This window comes from Azospirillum thiophilum, assembly GCF_001305595.1.
Taxonomy (GTDB): Bacteria; Pseudomonadota; Alphaproteobacteria; order Azospirillales; family Azospirillaceae; genus Azospirillum; species Azospirillum thiophilum.
The window spans coordinates 230,228-245,068 of sequence record NZ_CP012401.1 but is presented as its reverse complement, the minus strand read 5'-3'; the positions used below and the strand labels follow the sequence as shown (position 1 = coordinate 245,068).

The window sequence follows — 14,841 nt, the reverse complement described above, 5'->3', positions numbered from 1 at the left end:
GGCATGCTGGAGCGGCATGCCGCCCGGACATGCTAGGGGTTGAGCAGCCGCTCGCTCGCCATCATCCGGTCGGTCCAGTGGGCGTGCGGTTCGAACCGCCGTTCGAACAGGCGCCACATGCCGGGCTGGCCGCTGGCGGTTTCGATCACCGCCACCGCGTCGCCGCCATGCCGTGCCGCCACCCGTTCGGCTCCTTCGGCATAGGCGCCCATCAGCCAGCCGCGCCGGTCGTAAGGTGGCCGCACCCAGCCGACCGGGAAGAACCAGCGCGCCGCCGCCGGCTGGTGGACGCACAGCGCCCAGCCGACGATTTCGTCGGCCGCATCGCCGATCACCAGCGACAGGTCGGGGTCGAGCGCGTTGCGCCAGTGCCTGGGCTGTGCCCAGGCGGGCGCCTCGCCGCGCTCGATCAGCGTCTGCGCCAGCGCCTCGCATCCGATTCCGCGTTCCCGCCAGGACCACAGCCGGAACCCCTCCGCCCGCATCCGCGCCATCAGCAAATCGCGGTCGCGGAACACCGCCACCGTATCGCGGACCGCGCCGCAGATGCGCAGGCGTGCCGGCTCCGGCTCCGGCCAGCCTGCGGCACGCAACGTCGCGGCGAAGGCGGCGGCCCCCGGCAGCCGGTCGGAATAGTCGACGGTCAGCCGCCGCACGCCCAGCGCAGGCAGATGGTCTTCCAGGGCCGTCAGCAGCCGCAGGGCGAGGCCTCGCCTGCGGTGGCTGCGGGCCACCATCAGCGACAGCAGGGCCTGTCTCCCGTCATCCAGCGGCCAGCCGGGCGCGACACCGCTCAGGGCCAGGCCCGCCGGCCGGTCGCCGTCCCAGGCCGCCACCGCGCAAGGCCGGCACAGCCGCCGCTCCCCATGGTCGGCCAGCGACATCAGTGAGCGATAGGAGGGCCAGGTCAGCGGGGCCAGCGCCTCCGCCTCGCAAATGGCGACGGGCCGGATGACTTCGGGGTGAGGAGACATCGATCGTTTTCCCGCATCGGCGTCGCGATCAAGGGCGGTATGGAAATACCATTTCTACTTGTCGGGTCGATGATTGCCGGTATATAGCGGGCTTATGGCCATGTCTATGCTTGCCGTATGGCAGATCGACACGGTTTCAAATTTTAAACAATTGCAAGAAGGTGTCCTATGACTTCGCAAGCCGGTGTCGATCCGCTCCTGCAACTCCGCCGTCAGGCCGAAGCGGCCCTGGTGGACCGTGCGCAGTCGGACGCGGCATTTCGTGCCCTGCTGGTGAAGGACCCGCACGCGGCCTTGAGGACGCTGTTCGGCACCGATCCGATTCCCGGCATCGTTCTGAAGGTGGTCGAGGAGCAACCGGGCGAGATGACCCTGGTCCTGCCCGCCGCCGACCAGAGCGAGCTGCCGGACGATCTGCTGGATCTCGCGTCGGGCGGAACCAGCTTCTCGGCCTTCATCCTGTACGGCCCCAACGACGCGCCACCGAAGCAGAAGAAGTAAGGCGCGCCGCGCACACGGATAAAAGCGCGCCCAAACAAAAAGCCCCGCCGGAGCGGGGCTTTTTTCATTCCGGCACCGGACCGGCCGGCACCGGACCGTAGCACGACGTCAGGCGGCAGCGCCGGTGGCGACGCCCTTGTCGGCCATCAGGCTCTGCAGCTCGCCGCTCTCGTACATCTCGCGGACGATGTCGCAGCCGCCGACCAGCTCGCCCTTGACGTAGAGCTGCGGGAAGGTCGGCCAGTTCGAATATTCCTTCAGGCCCTGGCGCAGGCCCGGCTCCTCCAGGATGTTGACGCCCTTGAACTTGACGCCGACATGGCTCAGCACCTGGACGACCGCGGCAGAAAAGCCGCACTGCGGGAACACCGGGGTTCCCTTCATGTAGAGCACGACATCGTTGCCCTTGAGGTCCTGTTCGATGCGCTCGACGACGTTCTGATCGACCATGACTTGGATGATCCTTCCTATGGGGCCCGGCGGAGCCGGAGCCCGGTCCTTTTGGGATGTCTTTCGACGTGTGGTGACGCGCCTTGTGCTCAGGCGCCTTCCGGCACTGCTGTTCTCAGGCGCCTTCCGGCACCGCGGTGGTCAGCGCCAGGGCGTGCAGTTCGCCGCCCATCTTGCCCTGAAGGGCGGCGTAGACCATCTGGTGCTGCTGCACCCGGCTCTTGCCCTTGAAGGCGGTTGAGGTGACGAGCGCGGCATAATGGTCGCCGTCGCCTCGCAGATCCGCGATCTCGACGACCGCGTCCGGGATGCCCTCCTTGATGAGCTTTTCGATCGTGGCGGCTTCCATCGCCATGGGTCCAGTCCTCGCTCTGTTCAGGATTGCCCCGCCCGGGCACATGCTTCTCGAGATAGAGTAGGTGCGGCCGGGCCGTTTGTCATCCACCCGCGAAGATTTGCCGATCTGCGGAAGACGCCGTGACGGCCCGGCAGGATCAGGATGTCACTCGCCGAACACGCGCTTGAACACGGTGTCGACATGCTTGGTGTGGTAGGTCATGTCGAACATCGGCTCCAGCCGGTCGCGGCCGATATGCTTGGCGATGTCCGGGTCGTTCGAGAGCATGTCGAGGTAGTTGCCGCCCTTCTCCCACACGTGCATGGCGTTGCGCTGCACCGCCTTGTAGCTGTCCTCGCGGCTCATGCCGGCCTGGGTCAGCGCCAGCAGGACGCGCTGCGAGAACACCAGCCCGCCCAGATCGTCCAGGTTCTTCTGCATGCGCTCGGGATAGACCACCAGCTTTTCCATCATGCCGGTCAGCCGCGCCAGCGCGAAGTCCAGCGTGACGGTGGCGTCGGGGCCGATCATGCGCTCGACCGAGCTGTGGGAGATGTCGCGCTCGTGCCACAGCGCGACGTTCTCCAGCGCCGGGACCACGGCGGCGCGCACGATGCGGGCAAGGCCGGTCAGGTTCTCCGACAGCACCGGGTTGCGCTTGTGCGGCATCGCCGACGAACCCTTCTGGCCGGGGTGGAAATACTCCTCCGCCTCGCGCACCTCGGTGCGCTGGAGATGGCGGATTTCCGTGGCCAGATTCTCGATGCTCGACGCGATCACGCCCAGCACGGAGAAGAAGAAGGCGTGGCGGTCGCGCGGGATGACCTGGGTCGACACCGGCTCCACCGCCAGCCCCAGCTTGGCGGCGACATGCTCCTCCACCCGCGGGTCGATGTTGGCGAAGGTGCCGACCGCGCCGGAGATGGCGCAGGTGGCGATGTCCCGGCGTGCCTGCACCAGACGCTCGCGCCCGCGGACGAAGGCGGCGTAATGGCCTGCCAGCTTCAGGCCGAAGGTGGTCGGCTCGGCGTGGATCCCGTGGCTGCGGCCGATGGTGACGGTGTCCTTGTGCTCGTACGCCCGGCGCTTCAGCGCGGCGAGCAGAGCGTCCATGTCGGCGAGCAGCAGGTCGGCGGCCTGGGTCATCTGCACCGACAGGCAGGTGTCCAGCACGTCCGACGAGGTCATGCCCTGGTGGACGAAGCGGGCCTCGGGGCCGACATATTCGGCGAGGTTGGTCAGGAAGGCGATGACGTCATGGCGGGTTTCGCGCTCGATCTCGTCGATGCGGTCGATCTCCCACTTGCCGCGCTCCCACACGGCCTTGGCGGCCTCCTTCGGGATCACGCCCAGCTCGGCCTGCGCGTCGCAGGCGTGCGCCTCGATCTCGAACCAGATGCGGAAGCGGTTTTCCGGCTCCCAGATGCGGGCCATTTCGGGGCGGGTGTAGCGGGGGATCATCGGCACTCTCCGGAGGATGCGGGCGCTTGTTCGAGGGACGGCTGCGGGTCTCATAGCACGCGCGCGCGACCATAGCGGCGGTGGCGCGCGTTTTAAAGCCTCGCGATGACGGCCGGCTCCCCGGCGCGGCAGGAGTGGCGGTGCGCCCTTGTTAATCTTCATGGCCGAACCGTTGCCGGCCTAAGGGAATCCACGCCTAGGGGGAATGCCGGGCGTCGGTGGCCGGCCATGGCAGGATTTACGGTTCTTTTTCCCTGCCGTTGATGTTTGGCGCGTCATCAATCCATCAGCGGGCGAGGAAAACAGTCAAAGAGTCGCGCCTTGGTGTGTTCCATTCGCTTGCGGTTGAATCCACGCGAGTATTAAGCAACACTTGTGAAGCGCCGGGGGGTCGCCCCCGACCGCTCTTCGTCATGTCTGTTCTCAGGGAGCCCTTCTTGTCCGACCCAGTTGCCGAACTGGTCCGCGTGCCGTCGCGCTCGTCCGACGAGGCCCGGCTCTACCGCCTGCAGTTCCTGGCATCGATGGCGCTGGTGTCGGCGCTCGTCCTCGGGCTCGGCCTTTATTTCGTCTGGCAGCACTGGGCCGACCTGGAGCACGACCTGCAGCAGGGCGAGGCGCGCTATGTTCAGGAGCAGCATCAGGCGCTGGTGCAGGAGGTGGAGAATGCGCAATCCTACCTCGCCTACATGCGCTCGCGGGTCGAGCCGTTGCTGAAGGAACAACTGCGCTCCCAGGTCGACGAGGCTTATGCTATCGCCCGCAGCGTGTATGAGCGGCAAAAGGACATCCTTCCCGAGCAGGCGGTGAAGGAATCGATCAAGGAAACTCTGCGGCCGCTGCGCTTCTCGGCCGGGCGCGGCTACTATTTCATCAACGATCTGAACGGCGGATCGGTGCTGATGCCGGTCGACCCGTCGCGCGAGGGGACCTCTTCCGCCGCCGGGTCCGACCCGCAATGGGCCGCGGTTGTGCGCGAACTGATGCGGGCGGCCCAGGATCCCGCCCTGCACAACTTCGCCCGCTACCGCTGGCGCATGCCGGGCGACCCGTCGCAGACGGTCGACAAGCTGGCCTTCGTCCGCCGCTTCGAGCCCTATGGCTGGCTGCTCGGCGCCGGCGACTCGCTGGGTGCGGTGGAGGCGCGGCTGCAGCACGAATCGCTGGAGCGGCTGCGCGCCTTCCGGTTCGGCGAGACCGGCTATATCGGCGTGCTTCGCGAGGATGGGCAGGTGCTGCTGTCGCCCACGGCCCCGGCATCGGAAGGGATGAATGCCCGCGACCTGCCCTGGCAGACCGAACGCGACCTGCTCGCCCGTCTGCTCGAACAGGGACGCCAGGGCGGCGGGGAGGTGCGCTACGACTGGATCCACCCGGTCACCGCGCAGCCGACGCCGAAGATGGCCTATGTCTCCGCTCCCACGGTGTGGGGCTGGATGCTGGTCGCCGGCTTCTACATCGACGACGTCGGCAAGGAGATGGAACAGCGCCGGGCGGAAATCAGCCGCGGCGTCAACCAGCGCGTCTGGACCACCGTCGCGGTGCTGGCGGTGGCGCTGGCGGCGTCGGTCTGCGTTTCCTGGCTGGTCACCGGCTGGATCCGGCGCATCGTCGGCAGCTACCAGCTGCGGGCCCGGCGCAGCGACAGCATGCTGCGCGAACGGGCCCGTCAGCTCTACCTCGCCAACTTCTTCGTGGACCATGTTTCCGAAATCGTCGTTCTGGCCGACGCGCAGCTGCGCCTTGCCTATGTCAATCCCTTCGGTCGCCAGGCGCTGGGCGGGTCGCCGGAGGATCTGGCGATGGGGCCGGCCGACCTGCTGGAGCATTTCGCCGCCGAGGGCGAGGACGCGGCCAGCCATTACGAGACCCTCTATCACACCCCCGACGGCCGGGTGCTGGAGTTGGAGGTCACCGCCAGCCGGATCACCTATGAGGGCGAGGTCTATTATTCCGCCATCGCCCGCGACATTTCCGAGCGCAAGCGGGCGGAATGGCAGCTGAGGCTGTCGGCCAAGGTGTTCGACAACGCGGCCGAGGGCATGTTCGTCGCCAACGAGCACCTGCAGATCGTCGCCGCCAACGACGCCTTCGTCCGCATCACCGGCTTCGATCGGGAGGAGGTGCTGGGGCGCGGTCCGGAGTTCCTGCGCTCCGACCGCAACCCGCCCGACTTCTACGAGGATCTCTGGGTGCAACTGGCTGCCAGCGGACATTGGGCCGGCGAGATCTGGAGCACCCGCAAGAACGGCGAGATGTTCCCGGAATGGCTGAGCATCAAGCTGGTTCGGAACGAGGATGGAGCGGCGGTCAACTATATCGCCGCCTTCACCGACATCACCGAGACCCGCGCGCAGGAGGAGCGGATCCGTCATCTGGCGCAGTTCGACTTCCTGACCGACCTGCCCAACCGCTTCCTGCTGCGCGACCGGCTGGAACGGGCGATGCTGGCCGCCGGCCGGCACGGCAGCAAGGTAGGGCTGCTGTTCGTCGATCTCGACCGTTTCAAGACCATCAACGACAGCCTGGGCCATCAGGTCGGCGATATCCTGCTGCGCGAGGTGGCGACCCGGCTTCTCGACACCGTGCGGGCCAGCGACACGGTCAGCCGCCAGGGCGGCGACGAGTTCATCATCCTGATCGGCGACATGAGCAGTCCGGATTCGGCCGGCATCGTGGCGCGCAAGGTGCTCCGCGCCCTGTCCGACCCCTACCTGATCGAGGGGCACGAACTGTTGGTCACGCCGTCGATCGGCGTCGCCATCTATCCCGACGACGGCACCGGCATCGACGCGTTGCTGAAGAGCGCCGACATGGCGATGTATGCTGCCAAGGAGGCCGGGCGCGCCACCTACCGCTTTTTCACGCCGGAACTGAACCGCCGCGCGTCGGACCGGATGTGGACGGAGAACAACCTGCGCCGAGCGCTGGCCAACAACGAGCTGGAGCTGCATTTCCAGCCGCAATTCTCGCTGGACGGCCGCCGGCTGGTCGGGGCGGAGGCGCTGGTGCGCTGGCGCCAGCCCGACGGCACGCTGATCATGCCGGGCCAGTTCATCCCGATCGCCGAGGACACCGGCCTGATCCTGCCGCTGGGCGACTGGGTGCTGGGCGAGGCCTGCCGGCGTGCGGCGGACCTGCTGCGCCACCGGGATCTGCTGATCGCCATCAACCTGTCGGCGGTGCAGGTCCGCCGCCCCGGCTTGGCGGAGCGGGTGGCGGGCTGGCTGTCGGCCTACGGCATCCCGCCGTCGGCGCTGGAGCTGGAGGTGACGGAAAGCGTCCTGATGGACGAATCCGACGTGGTGACGGAGACCTTCTCGCAACTGCGCGAGATGGGGGTCTCGCTCGCCATCGACGATTTCGGGACCGGCTATTCGTCGCTGGCCTATCTGAAGCGCTTCCGCGTCGACAAGCTGAAGATCGACCGCAGCTTCGTCAGCGGCCTGCGCGCCGGCAACCCGGACAGCAGTGCCATCGCCGAGGCGATCATCGGCATGGCCCGGTCCTTGCGCATGCAGACGCTGGCGGAAGGTGTCGAGACCGAGGAGCAATATGGCTGCCTCGTCGCGATGGGCTGCGACCAGTGCCAGGGCTATCTGCTGGGCCGGCCGATGCCTTACGACGAATTCCTCGCCTTCGTCCGGCGCGACGGCCGCCCGGCGGAAAACCGGGTGGCGGAGGCGGTGGAATAGGGGGCGGAGATCGCCCTCCGCTCAGCCATAGCGCAGCAGCCGGGTCCCGTTCGCCTTCAGCCAGGATCGCGGCCACTCGACATCCAGGCCGGCGGTCAGGCTGGCGCACAGCGCCCAGAAGCGTGCGGAATGGTTCATCTCGCGCAGGTGCGCCACCTCATGCCCGACGACATAGTCCAACACCGGTTCCGGCGTCAGGATCAGGCGCCAGGAGAAGGATAGCCGCCCGGTGGACGAACAGCTTCCCCAGCGGCTCTTGGTGTCGCGGATGGTGACGGCGGCGACGCGCGCCCCGATGGTCGCCGCCTTGGCACGGGCACGGGCCGACAGCTCGCGCCTGGCCTCGGCGACCAGGAAGTCACGGATACGGCGGGCGACATGCTCCGGCTGGCCGCCGACCAGCAGGGCGCCCTCCTCGATGCGGGTGGGGCCGCGCAGCGCGGGGTCGTGGCGGATGACATGCTCGACCCCCAGATAGGGCACGCCGGCCCCGTCGGCGAAGGGCAGCGAGGGCGGCATCGCTGCAAGCCGCGCCCGCAGCCAGCCGTCATGCCGGCCGACGAACTGGCGGGCATCGCTTTCCGACACGCCGACCGGCACCACCACCTGGACCAGTCCGCGGCCGGCGTCGACCCGCAGGGTCATCCGGGTGGCGCGCGCACTCTCCCGCAACTCCAGCGGCATCGGCAGGCCGGAGATCTCCAGCGCCCGCGGCGGCTGGGGCGGCCGGGCGGCGGACCGCTTGCGGCGGCGAAGGGGAGAGGGACGGCGCTGCACCATGGCGTCTTATAGCGCGGGCGCCGCCGGATGCGAAAGCATCCTCCGCCCCGGATGCGAAAGCACCCTTCCCCCCTGATGCGGAAACATCCATAGACCTTTGTCGAAGCGCCGCCCTGGCTTTAAGCAATAGGGCATTCGAACGAAGTGGGACTATAGGGTCGACTGAGGTCACATTTGACACGTTCGATGGGAGCACAAGATAAAGCAGTGGTAACGCGGCGGTCGCTGCCTACCCGTTCCGATAGTCTTCCCGCAGTCTTGCCGAGTGTACGCCCATGCCCCCCATCCAAGAACAAATGCCGACACGCGAGGATTGGTTGGATGCCCTGCTGTCGGCCAATGGCGCTCCGCATGCGTTGCTGGGTGGCGACGGGCGGGTGCTTGCGGCCAACCGGGCCTTCGCGGCCGGGCTGGGTCTTGCGCCCGAGACCGTGGAGGGACGCACGCTCGCCGAAGCCGGACTGCCGGCCGATGCCGCGCGGGAGATCGACCGGCTGCGACACCGGGTGATGGAGACCGCGGTGGCGGCCACCATCGATGGCCTGGGTTCTGATGGCCTTGCCGGCGCCGCGACGCTGACCCCGGTGCGCGATGCCGAAGGCCGGGTCTGCGCGGTGGCACTGGTCGGCGATGCGGGCGCCGCCGCCGCAGCAGCAGCCTTGGCCCAGGCCCGGGCTGAGGCGGCGCAGGCGCGCACCGATGCCGAGCGCGCCCGCACTGCCAAGGGCAAGTTCCTGTCGGCCGCCAGCCACGATCTGCGCCAGCCCTTTCAGGCGATGCACCTGTTCCACCATCTGCTGATCGGCCGGCTGACCGACCCGACCGACATCGAACTGGCGAACAAGCTGGAGCAGGCCATCGTCGGCGGCGAGACGCTGCTGCGTGCCCTGCTGGAGGTGTCGGCGCTGGAGGCCGGTCTGGTGACGGCCAAGCCGCAGACCTTCCCGGTCGACGAACTGCTCGCCAAGATGCTGGAGGAGTTCGGGCCGGAGGCGGAGGCCAAGGGACTGCGCTTCAACGTCCATCCGTTCGATGCCGAGGTCACCAGCGACCCCGTGCTGATGGAGCGTCTGCTGCGGCCGATCCTGTCCAATGCCCTGCGCTACACGCTCGATGGCGGAATCCTGCTGGCGGCGCGGCGGCGCGGCGGCAATCTGCGGATCGAGGTGCGGGACACCGGCGTCGGCATCGATCCGTCCCAGCATGCGGCGATCTTCGAGGACTTCCACCAGCTCGGCAACCCCGGGCGCGATCGCAAGCACGGGCTGGGGCTGGGGCTCGCCATCGTGCGGCGGCTGGCGCAGGTGCTGGGTCATCCGGTGACGGTGCGGTCGGCGCTTGGCAAAGGCTCCGTCTTCGCAGTGGAGTTGCCGTTGACCGACCGTGCCGGAGACGGGCCGGGCGATGGGGATGAGGACCGGGAGTGCGGAGCGGCCGGCGGCATGTCGGCGTCCTCCGCTCCGGCCCTGGCCGGAACCGTGCTGGTGATCGAGGATGACGCCATGCAGCTCGAGGGGATCGGCCTGCTGCTCCGCGGCTGGGGCTATGCGGTCATTTCCGCCCGCGGTATCGACGAGGCCTGCGCCAGGCTCGACAGCGCCGCGCCGGCCCCCGACCTCGTGCTGTCCGACCTGCGGCTTTCGGGGCCGGAGACCGGGATCGACGCCATCCAGTCCATACGAGTGCGTTGCGGCCGGCGGGTGCCCGGCATCATCGTCACCGGCGATACCGATCCCGACCGGCTGCGCAGCGTCCGCCGCAGCGGCTTCCCCCTGATCCACAAGCCATGCGATCCCGACGCCCTGCGCAGCCTGTTGAGCCGCAGCCTGGGCGGCGAGCTGCTGGCCGGATGCCAGCCGGACACCGTCTGCCTGCGATAGGCTTTTCACACCGCGAAAGCGCGGAACCGCGTCTTGACAGACGGACGCATGCGCGCCCAGTGTGACGCTTAGAGCAACCAAACAGTTTCTGAAGAGACCATCCGTACATTCCGCATTTTCGTGCGCGTTCGCAGGGCGCCTTTTGCGCGTGCCACCAAATCTTCACGAAAGCGTCGCGGGACGGCAACCCGTTGCCCTCATGACAACCGCGCACCATACCGGGACAGGGAGACCCACCGCATGTTGACCCGCCGCAAGCTCGCCCTTCTGACGGGCGCCGCCACCGCCACCGCGCTGCTGTTCGCCGCCGCCCTGCCGGGCGCGGCATCGGCGCAGCAGAAAACGGTGGTCGAGTTCTGGCACGGGCTGCCGCAGCCGTTGGGCGGCCAGCTGGAACAGATCGTCAAGGGCTTCAACGACAGCCAGTCGGCGGTCCAGGTCAACCCCTCCTACAAGGGCAGCTATCCGGAGACGATGCAGGCCGCCATCGCCGCCTTCCGCGCCGGCAACGCGCCGCACATCGTGCAGATGTTCGAGGTCGGCACCGCCACCATGATGGCCGCCGGTCCGGCGGTGAAGCCGGTCTACCAGCTGATGCAGGAAACGGGTGCGTCCTTCGACCCGGCCGGCTACATCCCGGCGGTGAAGGGCTATTACTCGTCCAAGGACGGCAAGATGATGGCGCTGCCGTTCAACAGCTCCACCGCGATCATGTTCTACAACAAGGACGCCTTCCAGAAGGCCGGCCTCGACCCCAACACGCCGCCGGCGACCTGGCCGGACCTGATCGAGGCGGCGAAGAAGCTGAAGGCGTCGGGGTCCAGCTGCCCGTTCACCACCGCTTGGCCGACCTGGGTGCAGCTCGAACAGCTGGGCGCCATCCATGACACGCCCTTCGCCACCCAGGCCAACGGCTATGGCGGGCTGAACGCCGAGTTGAAGATCGACGCGCCGCTCTACGTCAAGCATGTGCAGACGCTGATCGACATGCAGAAGGACGGGCTGTTCAAGTATGGCGGCCGCGACAACAAGGCGGACGCCCTGTTCCCGTCGGGCGAATGCGCGATGATCCAGGGGTCGTCCTCCCTGCGCAGCCGCATCCTGAAGGAGGGGACCTTCGCCTGGGGTGCCGCGCCGCTGCCCTACTGGCCGGAATTCGCCAAGGGCGATCCGAAGAACGGCATCATCGGCGGCGCCGCCTTCTGGGTGATGACCTCGCCCAAGCGCAACGAGGCCGAATACAAGGCGGTGTCGCAGTTCTTCACCTACCTCGCCAAGCCGGAGGTGGATGCCAAGTGGCACATGGACACCGGCTATGTCCCGGTGACGCTGAAGGGCATCGAGATCGCCAAGGCGCAGGGCTATTACGAGAAGAACCCGGGCGCCGACGTGCCCGCCGCCCAGCTGACCCGCACGCCGACCACCGAGAACAGCATGGGCCTGCGCCTGGGCAACCTGCCGGAAATCCGCAACATCATCCAGGAAGAGCTTGAGAAGGCCTTCCAGGGCCAGCAGGACGCCCGCCAGGCATTGGATGTCTCGATCAAGCGCGGCAACACGGTGCTGCGCAACTTCGAGCGGGCCAACAAGGGCTGAGACCGGACGTAGCCTCCTTCCCCTTCTCCCTTCCCGGGGGAGAGGGGGAAGGAGGATCCCCCTCGCACCACGCACAGTCGACGAAAGACCTCCCCCTTGCAGCGTCGCGTGACCTTCGACAACCGGCTGTTGCCCTATCTTCTGCTGGCGCCGCAGGTGGTGGTGACGCTGGTGTTCTTCATCTGGCCTGCGGCGCAGGCCGTCTGGCAGTCGGTGCATCTGCAGGACGCCTTTGGCATCCGCAGTGAATTCGTCTGGTTCGAGAATTTCGAACATGTGCTGGGCGATCCCAACTACATCGACACCCTCAAGGTCACGGTGATCTTCAGCGTCGCGGTGACGGTGCTGTCGATGGGCACGGCGCTGCTGCTGGCGGTGCTTGCCGATTCGAAGATCAAGGGGGCGGGGGCCTACAAGACGCTGCTGATCTGGCCCTACGCGCTGGCGCCCGCGGTGGCCGCGGTGCTGTGGATGTTCATCTTCAATCCCGACATCGGCTCCTTCGGCCGCGGGCTGCGGGCGCTCGGCTTCGACTGGGACTACCGGCTGAACGGCGGGCAGGCGCTGTCCATGGTCATCCTGGCCGCCAGCTGGAAGCAGGTGTCCTACAACTTCATCTTCTTCCTGGCCGGGCTGCAGGCGATCCCACGCTCGGTGATGGAGGCCGCCAGCATCGACGGCGCCGGGCCGGTGCGGCGCTTCCTCACCATCACCTTTCCGCTGCTGTCGCCGACCACCTTCTTCCTGCTGGTGGTCGACATGGTCTACGCCTTCTTCGAAACCTTCGGCACCATCCACGCTCTGACCCAGGGCGGGCCGGGCAAGGCGACCGAGACGCTGATCTTCCGCGTCTACCAGGACGGCGTCGTCAACAACGACCTCGGCGGCTCCTCGGCCCAATCGGTGATCCTGATGGTGATCGTCATCGCGCTCACCGCGGTGCAGTTCCGCTTCGTCGAGCGCAAGGTCCATTACGCATGAAGCAGACCCGGTTGATCGACCTCGTGCCGCACGCCGTGCTGATCCTCGGCGTGCTGGTCTTCGCCTATCCGATCTACGTGACGCTGATCGGCTCGACCTGGGATTCCGGCACCATCGGCCGCGGCGGCCTGCCGCTGTGGCCGGGCGGCGAGGCGGCGGCCAACTACGCCCAGGCCTGGGCGGGGGAGGCGGGCGAGCGCGCCATGTACACGCCGGTGCGCACCATGATGCTGAACAGCCTGGTGATGGCGCTGTGCATCGCGCTGGGGAAGATCGCCATCTCCATCCTGTCGGCCTATGCGGTGGCCTTCTTCCGCTTTCCGCTGCGCATGGCCTTCTTCTGGCTGATCTTCATCACGCTGATGCTGCCGGTGGAGGTGCGGATCATCCCGACCTACAAGGTCGTCGCCGACCTCGGCCTGATCGACACCTATGCCGGGCTGACGATCCCGCTGATCGCCTCGGCCACCGCGACCCTGCTGTTCCGCCAGTTCTTCCTGACCATTCCCGACGAGCTGCTGGAGGCGGCGAAGATCGACGGCGCCGGGCCGGTGCGCTTCTTCTTCGATGTGGTGCTGCCGCTGTCGCGCACCAACATCGCGGCGCTGTTCGTCATCCTCTTCATCTATGGCTGGAACCAGTATCTCTGGCCGCTGCTGGTCACCGGCAGCCGCGACATGGAAACCATCGTGACCGGCATCACCAAGATGATCGGCACCGGCGAGTCGGCCAACGACTGGCACCTCATCATGGCGACCACCGTGCTGGCGATGCTGCCGCCGGTGGTGGTGGTGGTGCTGATGCAGCGCTGGTTCGTCAAGGGGCTGGTCGACAGCGAAAAATGACGGACAGCGAACAGTAAGACGCGGACGAAAGAAGAAAGACAATGGCAACCGTAGACATCCGCAACGTCCGCAAATCCTATGGCCCGGTCGAGGCGATCAAGGGCATCGACATCTCGATCCGGGACGGGGAGTTCCTGGTCCTGCTCGGCCCGTCGGGCTGCGGCAAATCCACCCTGCTGCGCATGGTCGCCGGGCTGGAGGGCATCACCGGCGGCGAGATTGCCATCGGCGGGCGCGTGGTCAACCATCTGGACCCCAAGGACCGCGACATCGCGATGGTGTTCCAGAACTACGCGCTCTATCCGCACATGACGGTCTTCGACAACATGGCCTATGGCTTGAAGATCCGCGGGCTGCCGAAGACGGAGATCCGGGCGCGCGTCGACAAGGCGGCGGAGATCCTGGAGCTGGGCCGTTTCCTCGACCGCCGGCCGAGCCAGCTGTCGGGCGGCCAGCGCCAGCGCGTCGCCATGGGGCGCGCCATCGTGCGCGAACCCGCCGCCTTCCTGTTCGACGAGCCGCTGTCGAATCTGGACGCCAAGCTGCGCACGCAGATGCGGGTCGAGATCAAGCGGCTGCAGGACCGGCTGGGCATCACCAGCCTCTACGTCACCCATGATCAGGTCGAGGCGATGACCCTGGCCGACCGTATCCTGGTGATGAACCACGGCGTTGCCGAACAGGTCGGCACGCCGCTGGAGGTCTACCAGCGCCCGGCCAGCCTGTTCGTCGCCGGCTTCATCGGCTCGCCGCCGATGAACGTCCTGGACGGCCGCATCGATGACCGCGGCGAGGCGGTGCTGCTGCCCGGTGGCCAGCGCCTGCCCCTGCCGCACGCGCGCCCGACCGAGGCCGGCCGGCCGGTGAAGCTGGGGATCCGGCCGGAGCATCTGGCCGCCGCGGCGGAAGGTTTCACCATCCAGGTGGAACTGGTGGAGGCGCTGGGCGCCGATACGGTGGTCTACGGCCGGTTGCCCGGCGGCGAGACGCTGCTTGTCCGCATGGCCGGCCTGCCGAACTGCCGGACCGGCGACCGCCTGACCGTCGCCCCGCCGGCCGATGCCCTGCATCTGTTCGACGCGGTGAGCGGCCGGCGGCTGGAGTGCGGGAGCGAAGCTCCTTTTAGAAATCCGAACAGCGGCCCTTGAACTCCCAATCGCCGTAGCGGGTCGGCTCCGGCCCCTTGGGGCCGCCGATCTCGCCGGGCTTCTGTTCGGGCCCCTTCGCCTCCGTGGTGTCGGGGGCGTCGGTCGCGTCGGTCTTTTCGGCCGCGACCTTCGCCGCGTCGGTGTCGGCGTCGGCGGCGGTCGGAGCGGGTCTGGTCTGGTCGGTCATGCGGTC

General features: G+C 67.6%; 13 protein-coding genes. 7 read left to right on the top strand and 6 right to left on the bottom strand.

The window, feature by feature from the left end; genetic code table 11:
• Positions 1-32: 32 nt before the first annotated feature.
• The gene (locus AL072_RS01045; RefSeq protein ID WP_045581876.1) at positions 33-974 is read right to left on the bottom strand and encodes a GNAT family N-acetyltransferase; all 942 of its coding nucleotides are present in this window, start codon (positions 972-974) and stop codon (positions 33-35) included.
• A 168-nt stretch (positions 975-1,142) separates the two neighbouring features.
• On the opposite strand from AL072_RS01045, the gene AL072_RS01040 reads away from it, so the two are divergent.
• A complete protein-coding gene (locus AL072_RS01040) occupies positions 1,143-1,475 on the top strand; it encodes an NHLP leader peptide family RiPP precursor (protein ID WP_045581877.1) in 333 nt (110 codons plus the stop codon).
• A gap of 108 nt (positions 1,476-1,583) precedes the next feature.
• Here the strand turns inward: AL072_RS01040 and grxD are convergent, their stop codons facing one another.
• The 3 genes from grxD to purB form a co-directional block, all read right to left on the bottom strand.
• Positions 1,584-1,925: a Grx4 family monothiol glutaredoxin gene (gene grxD, locus AL072_RS01035; protein WP_045581878.1), complete on the bottom strand. Its 342-nt coding sequence runs from the start codon at positions 1,923-1,925 to the stop codon at positions 1,584-1,586.
• A 115-nt stretch (positions 1,926-2,040) separates the two neighbouring features.
• Positions 2,041-2,280, bottom strand: coding sequence for a BolA family protein (locus tag AL072_RS01030; RefSeq protein ID WP_045581879.1), 240 nt, complete (start codon positions 2,278-2,280; stop codon positions 2,041-2,043).
• A gap of 147 nt (positions 2,281-2,427) precedes the next feature.
• Entirely contained in the window at positions 2,428-3,723 is a 1,296-nt protein-coding gene (purB, locus tag AL072_RS01025; protein WP_045581880.1) for an adenylosuccinate lyase, read from the bottom strand.
• Positions 3,724-4,160: 437 nt separating this feature from the next.
• On the opposite strand from purB, the gene AL072_RS01020 reads away from it, so the two are divergent.
• On the top strand, positions 4,161-7,418 hold the full coding sequence (locus tag AL072_RS01020) for a bifunctional diguanylate cyclase/phosphodiesterase (RefSeq protein WP_045581881.1): 3,258 nt from the start codon (positions 4,161-4,163) through the stop codon (positions 7,416-7,418).
• Between the two features lie 21 nt (positions 7,419-7,439).
• Here AL072_RS01020 and AL072_RS01015 read toward each other — a convergent pair whose 3' ends face one another.
• Positions 7,440-8,198, bottom strand: a complete 759-nt coding sequence (locus AL072_RS01015) for a M48 family metallopeptidase (RefSeq protein ID WP_045581882.1) — start codon at positions 8,196-8,198, stop codon at positions 7,440-7,442.
• A gap of 275 nt (positions 8,199-8,473) precedes the next feature.
• Here AL072_RS01015 and AL072_RS01010 point away from each other — a divergent pair, with 275 nt between their 5' ends.
• The 5 genes from AL072_RS01010 (at position 8,474) to AL072_RS00990 (ending at position 14,648) form a co-directional block, all read left to right on the top strand.
• Entirely contained in the window at positions 8,474-10,078 is a 1,605-nt protein-coding gene (locus tag AL072_RS01010; RefSeq protein WP_045581883.1) for an ATP-binding response regulator, read from the top strand.
• Positions 10,079-10,318: 240 nt separating this feature from the next.
• The gene (gene ugpB / locus AL072_RS01005) at positions 10,319-11,674 is read left to right on the top strand and encodes a sn-glycerol-3-phosphate ABC transporter substrate-binding protein UgpB (RefSeq protein ID WP_045581884.1); all 1,356 of its coding nucleotides are present in this window, start codon (positions 10,319-10,321) and stop codon (positions 11,672-11,674) included.
• 96 nt (positions 11,675-11,770) lie between these two features.
• Positions 11,771-12,655 (top strand): sn-glycerol-3-phosphate ABC transporter permease UgpA, encoded by an 885-nt coding sequence (gene ugpA / locus AL072_RS01000; RefSeq protein WP_045581885.1) that lies wholly within the window; start codon positions 11,771-11,773, stop codon positions 12,653-12,655.
• Positions 12,652-13,500 carry a sn-glycerol-3-phosphate ABC transporter permease UgpE gene (gene ugpE / locus AL072_RS00995; protein ID WP_045581886.1) on the top strand — a complete coding sequence of 283 codons (849 nt, stop codon included), beginning with the start codon at positions 12,652-12,654 and terminating at the stop codon, positions 13,498-13,500. The genes ugpA and ugpE overlap by 4 nt, the downstream gene beginning before the upstream one ends.
• Positions 13,501-13,541: 41 nt before the next feature.
• A complete protein-coding gene (locus AL072_RS00990) occupies positions 13,542-14,648 on the top strand; it encodes a sn-glycerol-3-phosphate import ATP-binding protein UgpC (protein ID WP_045581887.1) in 1,107 nt (368 codons plus the stop codon).
• Here AL072_RS00990 and AL072_RS00985 read toward each other — a convergent pair.
• A complete protein-coding gene (locus AL072_RS00985) occupies positions 14,623-14,835 on the bottom strand; it encodes a DUF1674 domain-containing protein (protein WP_167543360.1) in 213 nt (70 codons plus the stop codon). The genes AL072_RS00990 and AL072_RS00985 overlap by 26 nt on opposite strands.
• Positions 14,836-14,841 lie beyond the last annotated feature (6 nt).

Excerpts from the sequence above, each read along its gene's own strand:
- AL072_RS01040 (WP_045581877.1), top strand. The coding sequence starts at position 1,143 with ATGACTTCGCAAGCCGGTGTCGATCCGCTCCTGCAACTCCGCCGTCAG.
- AL072_RS01045 (WP_045581876.1), bottom strand. The coding sequence starts at position 974 with ATGTCTCCTCACCCCGAAGTCATCCGGCCCGTCGCCATTTGCGAGGCG.
- AL072_RS00990 (WP_045581887.1), top strand. The coding sequence starts at position 13,542 with ATGGCAACCGTAGACATCCGCAACGTCCGCAAATCCTATGGCCCGGTC.
- AL072_RS01015 (WP_045581882.1), bottom strand. The coding sequence starts at position 8,198 with ATGGTGCAGCGCCGTCCCTCTCCCCTTCGCCGCCGCAAGCGGTCCGCC.
- AL072_RS01010 (WP_045581883.1), top strand. The coding sequence starts at position 8,474 with ATGCCCCCCATCCAAGAACAAATGCCGACACGCGAGGATTGGTTGGAT.
- ugpB (WP_045581884.1), top strand. The coding sequence starts at position 10,319 with ATGTTGACCCGCCGCAAGCTCGCCCTTCTGACGGGCGCCGCCACCGCC.
- ugpE (WP_045581886.1), top strand. The coding sequence starts at position 12,652 with ATGAAGCAGACCCGGTTGATCGACCTCGTGCCGCACGCCGTGCTGATC.
- AL072_RS00985 (WP_167543360.1), bottom strand. The coding sequence starts at position 14,835 with ATGACCGACCAGACCAGACCCGCTCCGACCGCCGCCGACGCCGACACC.
- grxD (WP_045581878.1), bottom strand. The coding sequence starts at position 1,925 with ATGGTCGATCAGAACGTCGTCGAGCGCATCGAACAGGACCTCAAGGGC.
- AL072_RS01030 (WP_045581879.1), bottom strand. The coding sequence starts at position 2,280 with ATGGCGATGGAAGCCGCCACGATCGAAAAGCTCATCAAGGAGGGCATC.
- purB (WP_045581880.1), bottom strand. The coding sequence starts at position 3,723 with ATGATCCCCCGCTACACCCGCCCCGAAATGGCCCGCATCTGGGAGCCG.